A 16,864-nucleotide genomic window follows, 5' to 3' on the forward strand; every position below is an offset into this window, starting at 1 on the left:
GGAGGTAGCCCTGTGCGCGGCCGGTGAGACCAAAACCCTGCCATGCTTCTTATGTGCAGTGAAGCTAATGCTGCTAAAATACAAAGCGCTCATGTAGTTTAAACGCACGATGATAAGGAGCACCAGTGGGTAACCACTTCCGTACCTCCGGTGCGGGCGATGAGGCCCCCAAGACACGGCAAGGTGTCCCGGGCACACGCTTCGCCACTCCGGATTCAGAGGGCCAGCATATTGCCCAGGCCCCCGCACAGCCGGCAGATCAGGCACGGCCGGCAACCGATCCCTTTGCCTACAATCCCACCAGCGATGCCGAGCTTTCTGCCGCTGCGGGCTTTGAGCCCGTCCAAAAGGTGACTGCTCGCGTGAACCAGCCTCAGACGTCAGCCGAGCCTCAGCCGACCATGGCGGGCATTCCCGATCCCATGGTTCCTGCTACGCCCGCGCCGCAGCCGGCGCAGTCCGGCCTCTTTGCCGGCATTCCCGATCCTACGCAGCCCGCTGCGCCCATGGTCGAGAATGATCAGGCTGCCGAGGTCGCAAGTCTTGACAATGCGCTCAACAACCCCGATTTTACGTCGGTGTTCGCGCCTATCGATCCGCAGGCAAGTCGCAAGAAGATGGCCAAGCAGGCCGGTGTCGAGCCCGTCATTCTGATGGAGCATGTCACCAAGATCTACCCGGCACAGCCCAACAAGCCCGCACTCGACGACATCAACATCGAGATCTATCCGGGTGAGTTCGTCTTCTTGGTCGGTCATTCCGGATCGGGTAAGACCACGCTGCTTTCCACGCTCAACCGTGATGTCAGGCCTACGAGCGGTCGCATTTTGGTCGCCGGTCAGGATCTCATGAAAATCAAGAACCGCAAGGTTCCCTTCCTGCGCCGCCAGATTGGCGCCGTGTTCCAGGACTTTAAGCTTCTGCCGCAAAAGACCGCCTATGAAAACGTGGCGTTTGCCCTGCAGTGCATAGGCAAGCCCAAGGGCGTCATTCGCAGCCAGGTGCCCGAGGTGCTGCGTCTGGTCGGTTTGGCCGATCAGATGGACTCGCTGCCCGATCAGCTTTCCGGCGGCGAGCAACAGCGCGTGGCCGTCGCCCGCGCCATGGTCAACCGTCCGCCGCTGCTGATTTGCGACGAGCCAACGGGCAACCTCGACCCGGCAATTTCGCTCGGCATCATGAAGCTGCTCGAGCGCATTAACCGCACCGGCACGACCGTGATCGTGGCTACCCACGATCGCGAGATGGTCGATAGTATGCATCGTCGCGTGATCGCCCTCGAGGGCGGCCACGTAATCCGCGACCAGGAGAGGGGAGGTTACGGCAACTATGGCACCAACTAACGTGGGCTATTCGCTCAAAGAGGCAATGAGCCACTTCTTCCGTAACTGGACCACCTCGCTCGGCGCCGTCATCACGATTTTCCTTTCGCTGTTTATCATCGGCCTGTTCATCATGGGTTCCGCGATGCTGAACTCCGTGATCGGCACCGTTGAGGATCAGGTTGTTATCAACGCGTTTATTAGCGATGACGCCGACCAGGCCGACGTCCAGGCTTTCGAGAGTGAGCTCAAGACGTGGAACAACGTTAAGTCCGTGACCTATAAGGACAAGGACGACGCGCTGGCCGAGTACACGAGCAAGATGTCGGGTAACGCCGACGCCACTCTGAGCGCACTTGATGGCCAGAATCCGCTGCCTGCTTCGTTCGCGATCGAGATGGACGATCCGTCCCAGGTCGAGAGCACGGCCAAGAAGCTCAAGAAGAACTCCGATTTCCAGAAGATCGCGGATGACGGTGACGTTGACGCGAGCGTTCTGTACGGTCAGGAGGAAGTGAGCCGCCTGTTCCAGGTGACGAACTACATCCGCATCGCTGCCGTTGTGCTTGTTGGTTTGCTGACGTTTATCGCGTTCATCTTTATCAACAACACGATTCGCCTGTCGATTACGGCTCGCCGCCGCGAGATTGCTATCATGCGCCTGGTGGGCGCCAGCAATGGCTTTATTCGCGGTCCGTTTATCACCGAGGGCGTGCTGCAGGCCGTTTTGGGCTCGCTGCTTTCCATCGGTGTTTTGGAGCTGCTTCGCAACCTGTTGGTTCCGCGTCTTCAGGAGAGCATTGGCTGGATGTCGTTTGCGCTGCCGATGCAATACTACCTGGTGACGTATGCCGCACTGATCCTGGTCGGCGTGATCATCGGTCTCTTTGGTTCCGCCATTGCCATGCGTCGCTACCTGCGCGTGTAGACACAGCTGGAATTAGTTTTGCTAACGGGCCGTCCCGCTCTGGGGCGGCCCGTTTTTTGATCCCGTGCGACGGAGGAAAAGGGCTCACCGGCAGTTCGGCTTGTTTCGATAATTCGATTTTCTCCGTCACATAGGGATCATGACGCGAGGTGCGTGCCCTGTTGTTGATTGGGTAGACTCTTTGATGCGTGCGGTTTAGGCCTGCACGGTGTTTTGACATGATGCGGTTGCGCCTGCGGGCCCCGCAACAGATAGTAAGGAGGCGCCATGGGGCGCAATAACAAACATAAGCGTAGCGCTCGCAACAAGCGCGCGCTGGTGCGCAGCGAGCGGCGTCCCAGCCTGACGGGCCGCGTGCAGCTCCATGAGCATAGCGCCTATGTTGTCACCGATAATGGCGACTATAAGGTTATGGGTCGCGGCAAGCGCGAGATTATGGACGGCGACATCGTGGCCGTGAGCATTAAGACCGGACCGCGCGGCGATCGCCGTGCCGTGATCGAGGGCGTTGTCGAGCGCGCGGCCATAAGCGTGGTGGGCACGTATCAGACGGCAGGCCCGCTCGGTGTGATCGAGCCGCTTGATTCGCGTCTCAAGGCCGATTTCTTTATTTTGCCTGAGGATACTTCGGCGGAGCGTTTGGGCGTGCATCCGGGCGATGCAGTCGTCGCACGCATTTTGAGCTATCCGACACGCTTGGAATCGGGCACCGTGACTCTTGAGCGCCGCATTGGCGGCGACGATGCACCCGACTTGGGCGTTCAATATGTCATGGCTCGTTACGGCTATACCGATAGTTATCCCGAGACCGCCCTTGCCGAGGCCGAGGAGCTATCGCTCGACGTGGCGACAGCTCTTAAGGACCCACTTCGCCGTGATCTGCGCGACCGTTTTATCATCACGATCGATCCGGTCGACGCGCGCGACTTTGACGACGCCATCTCTTTGGAGCGCACGACGCAGGGCGGCTACAAGCTGGGTGTCCATATCGCCGATGTATCGCATTATGTGGCCTGGGACGGACACATCGACCTAGAGGCTCGCCATCGCACGACGTCGGTGTACCTTGCCGATCGCGTGCTCCCCATGTTGCCCGAGCGCCTGTCGAATGACCTGTGTTCCTTGCGCCCCGACGAGGATCGCCTGGCGTTTACCGTCGACATCGAGCTCGATGAGCAGGGGCACGTCCGCCACTACGATCCGTATCCCAGCGTGATTCGCTCGCGCGTGCGCATGGACTATGACGGTGCCGAGGCACTGCTGGTGCGTGCCGGTGCGGTGGAGTACTCCGTGTTGGAAGGTGCCGCCGAGGATGTTGCTGCAGCCGAGGCGTCGCGCGAGGAGGCGCTTGAGCGCGGTTTGACTTGCGAAGAGACCGCCCGCGACTACGACGTGGATCTGAGCGATTTCCTAGTTGCTGCCAACGAGCTTGCCGAGCGACGCCGTCGCATTCGCCGTGCGCGCGGCTCGGTCGACTTTGACACGGCGGAGATTCGCGCTTTGTTGGACGAGGACGGCGTTCCCGTGCAGATCGTGGCCCGCGAGCGCTCGTGTGCCACGTCGCTCATCGAGGAAGCTATGCTGCTTGCCAACGAGTGCGTTGCCGAGTGGCTGGCAGACCGCGATATTGAGGCATGCTATCGAGTGCATGAGGATCCCAGCCCCGACAGCTTGCACGGGGCCGCTGTGGCGCTGGCACAGCTGGGTATCATCGACGATCGCCGCGCGGTCGGCATTGCCCTGGGAAGTCCCGATGAGCTGCAGGCGGCGGTTGACGCTGCCGCTGGCACGGCAAATGCCCCGCTTGTCAACACGTTACTATTGCGCAGTATGCAGCGCGCGCTGTACAAGCCGCGCAACGAGGGCCACTTTGCGCTCGCCGCACCGTGCTACTGCCACTTTACGAGCCCTATCCGACGCTATCCGGACCTTGTTGTCCATCGCGTGCTCAAATTGCAGCTGGCGTATGAGCAGCTGGGCGGCAAGGATGCCTTGGCGCGCACGCCGCGGCTGATCGGCAAGGGTCGCGAGTCGCTGCCGCGCATCTTGCCGCAGATTTGCCGTGCATGCAGCGATGCCGAGCGTGTGGCCGACGCCGCCAGCCATGCGACGCAAAAGATCAAGATTGCCCAGTATTACGAGGATCGTCTGGGCGAGCGCTATGCCGGAACCATTTCGTGGGTCAGCAGCATGGGCCTCTTTGTGCGCCTCGACCTGACACAGGTCGAGGGCTTGGTCTCGATTAAGAGCTTGGGAAGCGAGTGGTTCGAGTTTGACGAGGACGCGCTCACGTTGACGGGTGCCGACACGGGGCGCCGTTTTGAGTTGGGGCAACGCGTGATCATCGAGGTCTCGCGCGTCAATACCACGCGCGGGCACTTGGACTTCAGGCTTATTCATTAGCCGGAATTTGGTGATTGATAGAGAACGGGGCGGTCTTTTGGGGCTGCCTTTTTCGTGGCGGTTCAATCGTCTTGCCGCCCGCGCGCTTGCGTCTTCCGCCTGCTATAGGGGAGATAAAACCTACCAAAACAAACCTGTCCCTTTTTGGGAGGTTTACGAGAGAGCGGGGATGAGATGACAACGGTGTACGGGTATGCGCGGGTGAGCTCGCGTGATCAAAATCTGAATCGGCAGCTGGATGCGCTGGGCGCCTATGGCGTGGAACCGGCGAATATCTTTGCCGACCATGCGAGTGGCAAGGACTTCGATCGACCGCGGTATCGCGAGCTGCTGTGCGCGTTGGATTCCGGCGATGTGCTGGTGGTACTTTCCATTGATCGGCTGGGCCGTAACTACAGCGAGATCCTCGAGGAATGGCGGTGCATAACCAAAGAGCTCGGCGCCGCCATCGTGGTGCTGGACATGCCATTGCTCGACACGCGCGCCAGAGACTGTGGTGGGTCGGACGTGACGAGTACGTTGATTGCCGATATTGTTTTGCAGCTGCTGAGCTATGTGGCACAGGTGGAGCGCGAGAACATCCACCGGCGCCAAGCCGAGGGCATTGCGGCGGCGCGAGCGCGCGGCGTGCGCTTTGGCCGGCCCCGCAAGCCCTGTCCCCCGCAATTCGAGCTGGTACGCGATGCCTACGAGGCGGGTGATATCACGCGGAGTCAGGCGGCAAAGCGGCTAGGCGTGTGCGTGGGGACGTTCGATCGCTGGATGCGCGAGATGGAGTAGGGGCGCCACGGTCCTTTGGCGCCCCGATTCGAACATTTTGGATTTCGCTACGGCGACAACTGCATTTGGGGGTACACTCGCTGCTGCTCAAAATATGACGGAGGTTAGCCCTTGGCGCGTGCGAAGCACATAGTCGGATGGATTTCGGTTGTCCTGCTGGTCGTGACGCTGGCAAGTATTTGGATGCTGACGGAGCAAAACGTGGAGCAGACGTCGTCGCTCAGCGAGTCCACCGCGCGTGCGGTGGAAGGACGGGCCGCGGACGTGCGGCCCGACGCCACGCAGGAGTTCCAGGCGGGGGATGCCGTCGAGGGCACGGATTCAACGACTGCCACTGTTCATCCCGACCCGCTTGCGCCCGTTCGTCTGTGGATGGGTGCCAACATTCGTCGCGTCGCACATACCGTTGAGTTCTTCTTTGTAGGACTGTTTGCTTCGGCGACAGTGGCATGCCTGGGCGAGTGCCTGCCATGCGCGCGATTCCGGTACGTACTCGCTCTGCTCTTTTGCGCCGTCTGCTCTGTCAGTGACCAAGTGCACAAGATCTTTGTTCCTGGTCGTCATTTCGACATGATCGACCTGGGCTTCGATGCCGCGGGTTACGTTGTCGCCATGCTGTTGGTGCTGTTGGCTGCCGCGCTGGTTCAGCGCGCGACCTGTCCCATTGGCGCCCATGCGAGGCACTAACCTCAAGATGGAAAATCGCGACCGCCTGTACGTCGGCGCTGGTTACAATATCGGCATCGGTCGCAGACGGCCATCGATGCGCTGTTTGCCAGACACTTGTCTTTTCTAAGAAGGGAATCCCCATGGCAGTGCTGTTTGTTGAATACCCCAAATGCTCGACGTGTAAAAAGGCCAAGGCCTGGTTGGACGAGCATGGGGTTGAGTACGTCGATCGCGATATTGTTACAGACAATCCTTCGGCTGAGGAACTTGCGACCTGGATTGCTCGTTCGGGGCTGCCGGTGCGACGCTTCTTTAACTCGTCGGGCATGAAATATCGAGAGCTTGGTCTGAAAGCGCGCCTGGATGCGGGTATGACGGACCAGGAGTGCTTTGAGCTACTCGCGACTGACGGCATGCTGGTTAAGCGCCCGCTGCTGGTGGGCGACGACTTTGCGATCCCCGGCTTTAGGGAAGCGGCTTGGACCGAGGCGTTGCTGTAGCGACTGCGGAAAGTGCGTCCCATTTTGAGTGCTGATTCTGGGATGTGCTTTCCGGTTGAGGGCTCTATCGGAAATGACATCCCGTTTCGAGCGCTGATTCTGGGACACGGTTTCCGGTTGAGGGCTCGACGGGAAAGTGGGGACCAGTTTGAGCTTGAAATCTGGGATGCGCTTTCTGCCGGCGGGCCTACTCCAGGGTGGGCCTGCCCCAGTCAGTCCTTCAGCTGCGCCCATTCGTGTGGGTCGTAGATCTTTACGTGCTTGTCGGGCGTGTCGCTCCAGTACTCTTCGTCCATAAAGGGCAGGTATGCCTGAATGCCGGGGCAGATAAACGGAATTCGTTGCCGCTGCAGGCGCTCGCGCTGCCGCCGCTCCAGGTTCGTCTCGGATATGACGGTCGGCATGCCTGGATACGCTTGAGGTCGGGGAGCGCCGCATGCCATGACGTCCGCATGATCAAAAAATACTTCGATTGTGTTGCCTGGTGCTATCGTTTTCGCGTTAGTATCTGCCAACGGTTGACGGCTACCGCTCGCGGCGTTTTGCCCTTCGTGCACAGCGGTCGGCTTCACAGGTCCTTCACGGGCTGGACGAAATTAGGCCAATTTGACCGAATTTTAAAAAAGTCAAAATTAAGACTTGCGTCATTGCGATGCTTCCCGTATATTTCTTTCTTGCGCAAAGGCACAGCCGAGCGCAGCGATGCAATCATTGGGATGTCGTCTAATGGCAGGACAGCGGATTCTGGTTCCGTCAATGGGGGTTCGACTCCCTCCATCCCAGCCATTGCATTTGCTACATATGGCCCGTTCGTCTAGCGGTTTAGGACGCCGCCCTCTCAAGGCGGAGATCACCAGTTCGAATCTGGTACGGGCTACCACAAATTGAATGCCCGGGCCTCGCAAGAGACCCGGGTTTTGTGTATACACCGCATGTGTGGAATGAGCCGCGTTTCACCTGGACCGAGGAGTTGCCATGGACCTGCCCATCAGCCTACAAGACATTACGTATGCCGAGAATTACCTGGCGCAGGGAGACCTGGCCACGGCGACGCCGCTGCTGGAGCGTTTGGTGGAGCTCGCCGAGGAGTATATCGATGCCGAGTGCAAAACGGAGGAGAACCGCCAGTACTTTAGCTTCGATAGCAAGTTTGAGCGCCTGGCCTACCGCCGCGTGGAAAAGGATCCACGCGAGCTGGTGCAGGTCGAGGTGCCGTTTGACCGCCTGTACTCCGACATGGCGTTTGCCTACATCCGTCAGCAGGATTATGTGAGCGCCCGCAATGCCTTGATGCAGGCCGTGCGCTGGGACCCCATGAACTGCAACTACCGACTGGATCTGGCCGAGCTGTTCCGTGCGCTCGAGGACAAGCAGGAGTGGGCTTCGCTTTCGTTTTCGGTGCTGGAGCGTGCGAGTGACGGCAGGTGCGCCGCCCGCGCCTACGCCAACTTGGGCCAGTACTTTTTGGAGCCCGAGACCGAGAACGTCTCGGCGGCCGTGGGTTGCGCACGTCTGGCGCTGCGCTTGGCCCCTGGCGATTCACATACGACGCGCTTGCTCAGCAAGATCCATGCCACCTATCCGGATGCTGCCGACGAGAGTGATGAGCATGTGATGGGCGAGCTGGCGTTGCAGGGCGTACCGACCTCGCCTTCGGCCGAGATTGCCATTTGTCTGATTATGTGTGCGACCGACGCTGCGAGCGACGGTGACAAGCAGGAGGCTACGCGCCTGACGGTCCGTGCCCGCGACCTGGTAGGCGAGGAGGCATGCGCGGCGATCATTAAGCTGGTGCGCGAAAGCGATGCCGAGCTCAACGCCGAGCGCAAGGCCAAACGCGAGGCCGCGAGCGGGAAAGCCGATGACGCCGAGGAGGCCGGCGATGCCCAGTAAGCGCGAGCGCAAGCTCATCTCCAAGAATCGTTCGGCGCATCACGAATACTTTATCGACGAGACATTCGAATGCGGCATTGAGCTGAGCGGTACCGAGGTCAAGTCGATTCGCGAGCGCGCCTGTCAGATTACCGATACTTTTGCGCTGATTCGCGGCGGCGAGTGCTGGCTGGTGGGTTTGCACATCCATCCCTATAGTCACGGTGGCGTGTGGAACCGTGATCCCGATCGCCGGCGCCGTCTGCTGCTGCATCGCAAGGAGATTGATTTTCTTGACGGCAAACTACGCAACCGCGGCTATGCACTGGTGCCGCTCGAGCTCTACTTTAATACCGATGGTCGCGTTAAGCTGCTGTTGGGCCTGGGCCGTGGCAAAAAGCTCTACGACAAACGCGAGGACATGGCCAAACGTGACGTTCAGCGCGAAATCGATCGCGCGCTTAAGGAGCGTAATCGCTAAGGGTTGATATCCGGGCGGGCGGGGATGTTCATCCATCACTGTTGTCGTACTCCAGGTCTGCTCCTCGCAAGTTGCGGTGGAATAGTTCCTGTTTGTTGGGTATCCAGGCTTAAACAGGGACTTTTTCACCGCAACTGCGTGTGGCTCATTTTTCTTACCGTTCTGACACATATGTCTCATTGTGGGTATATACGTCTGCAAGGCTCTATTCCGAGTTAGGGGAGTGATCGTTTTGGATAAAACTGCGTTCTTTACGATGCCGTGCGGGCTGTATGTGGTGAGTGCCGCGGCAGATGGGTCTCGCGCCGGCTGCATTATCAACACCGCGGTGCAGGTGACGTCCACGCCGCCGCGCATTTCGGTTGCCGTGAACAAGGAAAATGTCACGTCTGGCGTTATCTCGTCTGCCAAGGCCTTTGCGCTGACCGTGATCGATCAGACGGCCGATATGCCCTACATTGGTAACTTTGGATTCCGTACCAGCAGCAACTATGACAAATTTGCCAAGTACGAGACGCGCGAGACCGCACTGGGCATGCCCTATGTTCCCGAGCATGCGGCGGCCTTGTTTAGCTGCCGTTTGATCGACACAGTGGATGTGGGCACGCATCTACTGTTTATCGGCGAGGTCGAGGATGCCGAGCGCCTGAGCGACGAGACGCCGCTCACCTACGATTACTACCATAAGGTCCTGAAGGGCAAGACGCCGCCCAAGGCGTCTTCGTACCAAGGGTAGAAATGCGGTAAAACCGCTTGCATTATATTATTAAGAATATATACTAATTAAACAAAGTACACCAGCAGCCACGTTCGAGAGGAGAACATCATGGCCGAGGAAAAGAAGACGTACAAGTTCGTGTGCACCGTTTGCGGTTACGAGGTAGAGGTCGACACGCCCGAGCTGCCCGAGGATTACGTGTGCCCGGTGTGTGGCGTCGGTCCCGATCAGTTTGAGCTCGTCGAGGAGTAGCTCGTAGACACACGACTTGCAGCAACATATAGCTCTGTCCAAGGGCCCCGGTCGGATATCCCGGCCGGGGCCCTTTTCCTCCGTCCCCAAGGGATCACGGCTGCTATTAGCCGATCCTGTCTGTTGTGAGTCTGGCCGACCTTTTGTCTTAACCTGCAACATCTAACGGCTCAAAACGGGTCTTCCTGTTACAGAACGAGACAAACCAAAACCATCATTCTCAAAATCTCAATCTATAACATTTAGGCACGTAAACCCCCTCTACTTGTTACAGATCGAGACAAAAGGTTGGGGCTGAAGAAATATCTCGATCTGTAACATCTGGGCGCGGAAATTGGGTCCACTTGTTACAGATCGAGACAAACTGAAACTATCTCTCAGAAAATCTCAATCTGTAACATCTAAGGGCTCAAAACGGCCTCACGTGTTACAGATTGAGACGTTATATCTGGACAGTCACGCCATCCCATTACATCCCCGTTAGCAGCACGATGTCGAGAATCGTCACGATGACACCGATCCCTACGAGCAACGCGTTGAGCGGGCGCGAGTTGGCGTATTTGCCCATGACGCGGGGCGAGCTGGTGAGTCGTATGAGCACAAAGACCGTAATCGGCAGCTGAAGCGACAACAGTGCCTGACTCCAAATGAGACCCTCAAAAGGATTCGGGACGATCAGGCACGCCGCCACTGCGCCGACGAAACAGGCCGCCACTCCGATCGAGGAATGTCGGTCGTGGATGTCGTATTCCTCGTCGAATATGCCCGCGGTGATGGTGCCCGCCGCCATGCCCGCCGTCACGCTACTCGATATGCCCGCAAACAGCAGCGCCACCGCAAAGATGGTCGAGCTTGCCGGGCCCAGAATGGGGGAGAGCGTGGCCGCTGCGACGGCGAGGTCGTCTACGACAATGCCGTGCGCAAAGAAGGTCGTTGCGGCCAGGATGGCCATGGCCGAGTTGATTGCCCAGCCCACACCCATCGAAAAGAGCGTGTCGAAGAGCTCGTAGTGCAGGCGTTCTTCGATAACCTGCTCGCCTTGGCCTTCGAAGTGCATGGATTGGATGACCTCGGAGTGCAGGAAGAGGTTGTGGGGCATAACGACCGCGCCTAGGACACTTACGATAATCGCGACTGAGCCGGTGGGCATACTGGGTGTGATCCAGCTTGTGGCGGCTTGCGGCCAGTCGACCTTTACCAGCAGAAGCTCGGCTAAAAACGAAAGTCCCACCACGCCCACGAAGGCGATGATCCAGCGTTCGGCGCGTTTGTAGGAGCTTGTCATGAGCATGACAATCGATGCCGCCGCCACGATGATGCAGCCGGCACGTACGGGCAGGCCAAAGAGCATTTGAAGTGCGATCGCACCGCCCAGGACTTCGGCCATGGCGGTGGCGACCGTGGCTAGATACGCGCTGCCGAGTATCGCACGCCCGACGAGGCGGGGCAGGTGGCGCGTCGTGGCCTCGGCAAGACACATGCCCGTGGCGATGCCCAAGTGAGCCGCGTTGTGTTGCAGCACGATGAGCATGATCGTGGACAGCGTGACGATCCACAGCAGCGCGTAGCCAAACTGCGAGCCGGCGGCCATATTGGAGGCCCAATTGCCCGGGTCGATAAAGCCGACGGTCACGAGCAGCCCGGGGCCGATATGCCGTGCGATGTCGAGTCCGCCGTGGCCGCCGGTGCGCGGGGAGCCAAAGTGATGTTTGAGATGGTCGATCATGGTGCACTCCTGCGTGCCGTTTGTTTGACGCCGCAAAGGATACCCGTTTTAGGCTCAAAATTTGATCATGACTAACAAAATTGTTGTGATGGTAAAAGGGGGTTGCCGAAATGTCTTGATCTGTAACAACTAGGGATGGAAATTGGGCCTAGGTGTTACAGATCGAGACAGGAAGAAATGGTCCTATGGAAAATCTCGATCCGTAACAGCTGACCGCCAAAACCGGCCCCTCGTGTTACAGATTGAGACATTCGTAACCGTCTCTCGAGAACATCTCAATCTGTAACCGTTAGTCGTCGAAATTGGATCTTCCTGTTACAGATTGAGATGTTTGAAGCGGTGAGCTTACAGGCCGAACCTGGGGCCCTTGTTGTTGCCCTTGAGGTCGGCGGTGTCCACTCGTAGGGCGTGCGTTACGCAATTGTTTCGAAACGGGCGGGAAACACAATGGGCCGGCGATGCTTCTAGTATGCCTATTCAACTGACTGTCTAAATATCTAGGGGAGGATCGCGATGCAGGCAGATTCCGCTCAGCAGCAGGGCCTTTATCGCCCCGAATTCGACCACGATGCATGTGGCATCGGCGCGCTTGCCGATATCAACGGTGAGCGCCACCACCAGATTCTGGACGATGCGCTGTCCATTCTGGTCAACTTGGAGCACCGCGGTGGCACGGGACTCGAGAAGAATACCGGCGACGGCGCCGGCATCCTGTTCCAGGTTCCGCATCACTTTTTCCGCAAAGAGGCTCAAAAGTGCGGCCAGATTCTGCCGGCAGAGGGCGACTATGGCGTGGCCATGCTGTTCTTTCCGCAAGACGACAAGGGCGTGGAGGATGCCCGCCGCGTGTTTGAGGAAGGCTGTGCCGAGGCCGGCGTGCCGCTGCTCTTTTGGCGCGAGGTGCCGGTCGACCCTCACGATTTGGGCGAGACGGCCCGCGCCTGCATGCCCACCATCCTGCAGGCCTTCCTGGGCCGTCCGGACGACACGCCCGCCGGCGATGCCTTTGAGCGTCGCCTGTACGTGTGCCGCCGTACCATCGAAAAGAAGGCCGACGCCGAGTTTGCCCTGCGCGACAAGATCTTCTATGTGTGCTCCATGAGCTCGCGCACCATCGTGTACAAGGGCATGCTGGTCGCCACGCAGATGCGCCGCTTCTTTATCGATCTCAACGACGCCGCCGTCAAGACGGCCGTGGCGCTCGTCCACTCGCGCTACTCCACCAACACCACGCCTAGCTGGGAGCGCGCACATCCCAACCGCTTTATTATCCACAACGGCGAGATCAACACCCTCAAGGGCAACGTCAACTGGATTCGCGCCCGCGAACCTAACCTGTACAGCCCCGTGCTGCAGCATGATCTTGAGCGTGTGATGCCCATCATCAACCGTGAGGGTTCCGACTCCGCGATTCTGGATAATGTGCTCGAGTTTTTGGTCATGAACGGCCGTCCGCTCACGCGTGCCGCGTCCATGTTGCTGCCCGAGCCGTGGGACCACAACGACAACCTGAGCGAGGAGCGTCGCGCCTACGATGCCTACCAGTCCATGCTCATGGAGCCCTGGGACGGCCCGGCGGCCATCGCCTTTACCGACGGCCGTACGCTGGGTGCCGCCCTCGACCGCAACGGCCTGCGCCCGGCTCGCTACTACGTGACGCGCGACGGCCGCTTTATGCTGGCAAGCGAGGTGGGCACCATCGAGGTGCGCCCCGAGAATATCCTGACAAGCGGTTGTTTGGGACCGGGCCAGATGCTCGAGGTCGATTTTGCCCGCGGCCGTGTGATCTACAATGACGAGCTGCGCGCCCGCTATGCCAAGGAAAAGCCCTACCGCGATTGGATTGCCGAGGAGACGCTGACCGTTGACGCGCTCGACAAGCCCGCCGCGGCAACGCCCGCCGAGGATGCCGAGGTGCCTGCCGCCGTGCGTATGGCCAAGCTCGGCTACCACTGGGATGATGTTGACGAGGTCGTGCGCCCCATGGCCCAGCAGGGCAAGGCCCCGCTCGCCTCGATGGGTATCGATGCGCCGCTGGCCTGCCTGTCCAAGAAGACACGCTCGTTCTTTGACTACTTCTATCAACTGTTCGCCCAGGTCACGAACCCGCCGATCGACGCCCTGCGCGAGCATATGGTCACCTCGACCACGCTCTACCTGGGCAACCACGGCAACCTGCTCGAGGACTCTCGTACGGCCTGCCAACTCGTGCGTCTGGAGCGCCCACTGCTGAGCGAGGAGGAGTTCGACCGCATTTGCGCGATTGACCGTGTTGGCTTTAAGACCCGCCGTTTCCGTGCCGTTTACCGCCGCGATGCCGGCGAGGGCGCGCTGCAGGCTGCGCTCAAGCAGCTTGCAGAGGACGTTGAGGCTGCGGTCCGCGACGGCGTGAACATCGTGGTGTTGAGCGATCGCGCCGGAGCGGGCGAGGTACCCGTGCCGTCACTGCTCGCCGTGGGCTGCGTGCACAACCACCTGATCCGCGCCGGCGTGCGTACCTTTGCCGACATTGTGGTGGAGTGTGGCGACGCCGTGTCTCCGCACGACTTTGCGGCGCTGGTGGGCTACTCCGCGAGCGGCATCTATCCGTACAACGCGCATGCGTGCATTCGCGACTTGGCGGCGCACGGCGATCTGGACGTGACAGCCGAGCAGGGCATCGCCAACTACAATAAGGCTGCGACTGCCGGCATCGTTTCCATCATGTCCAAGATGGGCATCTCCACGGTGCAGAGCTACCATTCGGCGCAGATCTTCGAGGCCGTGGGCTTTACGCCGGAGTTCGTCAACGCGTACTTCGCCGGCACGGTGAGCCGTGTGGGCGGTATGGGTGTCGAGGACGTTGAGCGCGAGCAAAACGAGCGCTACGACGCCGCGCTCGCTATCCTTAAGAGCCCGGCTCCCGATCAGCTGCCCACGCTGGGTCTGACCAAGTGGCGCCCGCTCGGCGGCGAGGATCACCTTATTGATCCGCAGACTGTCTACTTGCTGCAGACCGCCTGTCGTGAGGACAGCTACGACACCTTTAAGGAGTACAGCGCCCGCCTGCACCGCACCGGCCGTGCCGTGCGCCTGCGTGACTTGCTCGACTTTAATGCCAACGGCCGCACGCCGGTTTCGCTCGACGAGGTGGAGCCCGCGCGCAACATCGTCCGCCGCTTTAACACCGGTGCCATGTCGTACGGTTCTATCAGCAAAGAGGCGCACGAGTGCATGGCCATCGCCATGAACCGCCTGCACGGACGCTCTAACTCGGGCGAGGGCGGCGAGGATCCGCGTCGCGAGACCCCGCTGGCTAACGGTGACTCCAAGAACTCCGCCATCAAGCAGGTGGCAAGTGCGCGGTTTGGCGTAACGAGCCGCTACCTGTGCAGCGCCTTCGAGATTCAGATCAAGATGGCCCAGGGCGCCAAGCCCGGCGAGGGTGGCCACCTGCCCGGCAAGAAGGTCTACCCCTGGATCGCCGAGGTCCGTCAGTCCACGCCCGGCATCGGCCTGATCTCGCCTCCGCCGCACCACGACATCTACTCCATCGAGGACCTGGCAGAGCTGATCTTTGATCTTAAGAACGCTAACCCCGGTGCGCGCGTGTCGGTCAAGCTGGTCAGCGAGGCCGGCGTCGGCACCATCGCCACCGGTGTGGCCAAGGGTGCCGCCGACAAGATCTTGATCAGCGGCCACAATGGCGGCTCGGGTGCCGCGGCGCGCGATTCCATTTGGCACGCCGGCCTGCCGCTGGAGCTCGGCCTTGCCGAGGCTCAGCAGACGTTGCTGCAAAACGGCCTGCGCTCCCGCGTGGTGCTCGAGGCCGACGGCAAGCTCATGGACGGCACCGATGTTGCCGTCGCCTGCCTGCTGGGCGCCGAGGAGTTTGGCTTTGCGACCATGCCGCTCATCTCCATGGGCTGCCTCATGCAGCGCGACTGCCAGCAGGATACCTGCCCGGCCGGCATCGCCACGCAAAACTGTCGCCTGCGTCGCGGCTTCCGCGGCAAGCCCGAGCACGTTGAGCACTTTATGCTCTTTGTTGCCGAGCAGCTGCGTGAGGTCATGGCGAGCCTGGGCTTCCGCACCGTCGACGAGATGGTCGGCCATCCCGAGTGCCTGCGCCAGATCGAGGTACCGGGCAACCGCAAGGCCAACCTGCTTGATCTGTCGCCCGTGCTGGCGAGCGCGACCTGCGAGTTCGGTGCCCATATCCCGGGCGCCGACGGTCGCCACTTCCTGCCGCAGATGGCTGCGGACAGCGAGCTCGACAAGACGCTCGACTCCACGTTGTTCGTGCCCTATACGGCCGATGCCCGTGCGCACCTGCGCCCGATTCGGTTCCGCGCCGATATCGCCAACGTCAACCGTTGCGTGGGCACCATCCTGGGCAATGCGGTGACCAAGGCGCATCCCGAGGGCCTGCCCGCCGGCTCCATCACCATCGATTGCGATGGTTCGGCCGGTCAGAGCTTTGGCGCCTTTCTGCCGCGCGGCATTACGCTCAACGTGTGCGGCGACGCCAACGACTACTTTGGCAAGGGCCTTTCGGGCGGCGAGGTGTCGGTGCGCCCCAACCCGCATGCGACCTACAAGTTCGACGAGAACATCATCGTGGGCAACGTGGCGTTCTTTGGCGCCACGAGCGGCCGCGGCTTTATTAACGGCCTGGCAGGCCAGCGCTTTGGCGTGCGTAACTCCGGTGCCACTGTGGTGGTCGAGGGCTGCGGCAACCATGGCTGCGAGTACATGACGGGCGGCCTGGCGCTCATCTTGGGCGAGGTCGGGCAGAACTTCGCCGCCGGTATGACGGGTGGCGTGGCCTATGTCTTTGACCAGTACGGCACGCTCGAAGCCCGTGTGAACCACGAGAGCGTGGAACTCAAGGCCCCGACGGCTGGCGAGCTGGCGCAGATTCGCGCGCTCATCCAGGAGCACGTGGACGCGACGCAGAGCCCGCGCGGCATTAAGCTGCTCTACAGCTTCGACTCGATGAGCAAGCACTTTGTGAAGGTCATTCCGACCGAGTACGAGCGCGTGCTGGCGATTGTTGCTGCGGCCGAGGCCGTGGGCAAGACGCATGCGCAGGCCGAGGAGTTGGCGTTTGACATCGTGACCGGCCGCGCGAGCGCCGCGGATGTCGCTCGCTTTGATGTCGCGGGCGGTGCAGCGGGCACTGCGCCCGTGGCTGTCAGCTCTGTTGCTTCGACCAAGAAGGAGGCGTAAGT

The 16,864-nt window shown here is 60.3% G+C and carries 13 protein-coding genes and 2 tRNA genes; 13 read left to right on the forward strand and 2 right to left on the reverse strand.

Annotated features, from left to right (window positions below; all coding sequences use genetic code 11):
- Positions 1-125 precede the first annotated feature (125 nt).
- From ftsE to ACTQX9_RS03490, 6 genes are all read left to right on the forward strand, one after another.
- A complete protein-coding gene (ftsE, locus tag ACTQX9_RS03465; RefSeq protein ID WP_441540493.1) occupies positions 126-1,343 on the forward strand; it encodes a cell division ATP-binding protein FtsE in 1,218 nt (405 codons plus the stop codon).
- Positions 1,330-2,250 (forward strand): permease-like cell division protein FtsX, encoded by a 921-nt coding sequence (gene ftsX, locus ACTQX9_RS03470; RefSeq protein ID WP_154515997.1) that lies wholly within the window; start codon positions 1,330-1,332, stop codon positions 2,248-2,250. The genes ftsE and ftsX overlap by 14 nt, the downstream gene beginning before the upstream one ends.
- Before the next feature lie 267 nt (positions 2,251-2,517).
- On the forward strand, positions 2,518-4,653 hold the full coding sequence (locus ACTQX9_RS03475; protein WP_441540494.1) for a ribonuclease R family protein: 2,136 nt from the start codon (positions 2,518-2,520) through the stop codon (positions 4,651-4,653).
- A gap of 174 nt (positions 4,654-4,827) precedes the next feature.
- Positions 4,828-5,433, forward strand: coding sequence for a recombinase family protein (locus ACTQX9_RS03480; protein ID WP_427717749.1), 606 nt, complete (start codon positions 4,828-4,830; stop codon positions 5,431-5,433).
- A 111-nt stretch (positions 5,434-5,544) separates the two neighbouring features.
- Positions 5,545-6,120, forward strand: a complete 576-nt coding sequence (locus ACTQX9_RS03485; RefSeq protein WP_441540495.1) for a VanZ family protein — start codon at positions 5,545-5,547, stop codon at positions 6,118-6,120.
- 116 nt (positions 6,121-6,236) lie between these two features.
- Positions 6,237-6,602: an arsenate reductase family protein gene (locus ACTQX9_RS03490; protein WP_441063541.1), complete on the forward strand. Its 366-nt coding sequence runs from the start codon at positions 6,237-6,239 to the stop codon at positions 6,600-6,602.
- Between the two features lie 212 nt (positions 6,603-6,814).
- Here the strand turns inward: ACTQX9_RS03490 and ACTQX9_RS03495 are convergent, their stop codons facing one another.
- On the reverse strand, positions 6,815-7,006 hold the full coding sequence (locus tag ACTQX9_RS03495; protein ID WP_441540496.1) for a hypothetical protein: 192 nt from the start codon (positions 7,004-7,006) through the stop codon (positions 6,815-6,817).
- 308 nt (positions 7,007-7,314) lie between these two features.
- Here ACTQX9_RS03495 and ACTQX9_RS03500 point away from each other — a divergent pair.
- The 6 genes from ACTQX9_RS03500 (at position 7,315) to ACTQX9_RS03525 (ending at position 9,925) form a co-directional block, all read left to right on the forward strand.
- Positions 7,315-7,388: transfer RNA gene (locus ACTQX9_RS03500), tRNA-Gln, on the forward strand.
- A gap of 17 nt (positions 7,389-7,405) precedes the next feature.
- Positions 7,406-7,482 (forward strand) — tRNA-Glu (locus ACTQX9_RS03505).
- Positions 7,483-7,577: 95 nt separating this feature from the next.
- Positions 7,578-8,495 carry a hypothetical protein gene (locus tag ACTQX9_RS03510; RefSeq protein ID WP_154515983.1) on the forward strand — a complete coding sequence of 306 codons (918 nt, stop codon included), beginning with the start codon at positions 7,578-7,580 and terminating at the stop codon, positions 8,493-8,495.
- Entirely contained in the window at positions 8,485-8,955 is a 471-nt protein-coding gene (gene smpB, locus ACTQX9_RS03515; RefSeq protein ID WP_006235325.1) for an SsrA-binding protein SmpB, read from the forward strand. The genes ACTQX9_RS03510 and smpB overlap by 11 nt, the downstream gene beginning before the upstream one ends.
- A gap of 232 nt (positions 8,956-9,187) precedes the next feature.
- Entirely contained in the window at positions 9,188-9,691 is a 504-nt protein-coding gene (locus ACTQX9_RS03520; RefSeq protein ID WP_427717758.1) for a flavin reductase family protein, read from the forward strand.
- Positions 9,692-9,781: 90 nt separating this feature from the next.
- On the forward strand, positions 9,782-9,925 hold the full coding sequence (locus ACTQX9_RS03525; protein ID WP_035137395.1) for a rubredoxin-like domain-containing protein: 144 nt from the start codon (positions 9,782-9,784) through the stop codon (positions 9,923-9,925).
- Positions 9,926-10,394: 469 nt separating this feature from the next.
- Here ACTQX9_RS03525 and ACTQX9_RS03530 read toward each other — a convergent pair whose 3' ends face one another.
- A complete protein-coding gene (locus tag ACTQX9_RS03530) occupies positions 10,395-11,687 on the reverse strand; it encodes an Nramp family divalent metal transporter (RefSeq protein WP_441540497.1) in 1,293 nt (430 codons plus the stop codon).
- Positions 11,688-12,164: 477 nt separating this feature from the next.
- Between ACTQX9_RS03530 and gltB the strand changes: the two genes are divergently transcribed.
- Positions 12,165-16,862, forward strand: a complete 4,698-nt coding sequence (gltB, locus tag ACTQX9_RS03535) for a glutamate synthase large subunit (protein WP_441540498.1) — start codon at positions 12,165-12,167, stop codon at positions 16,860-16,862.
- Positions 16,863-16,864 lie beyond the last annotated feature (2 nt).

This window comes from Collinsella sp. LCP19S3_F2, assembly GCF_052121015.1.
Classification (GTDB): Bacteria; Actinomycetota; Coriobacteriia; order Coriobacteriales; family Coriobacteriaceae; genus Collinsella.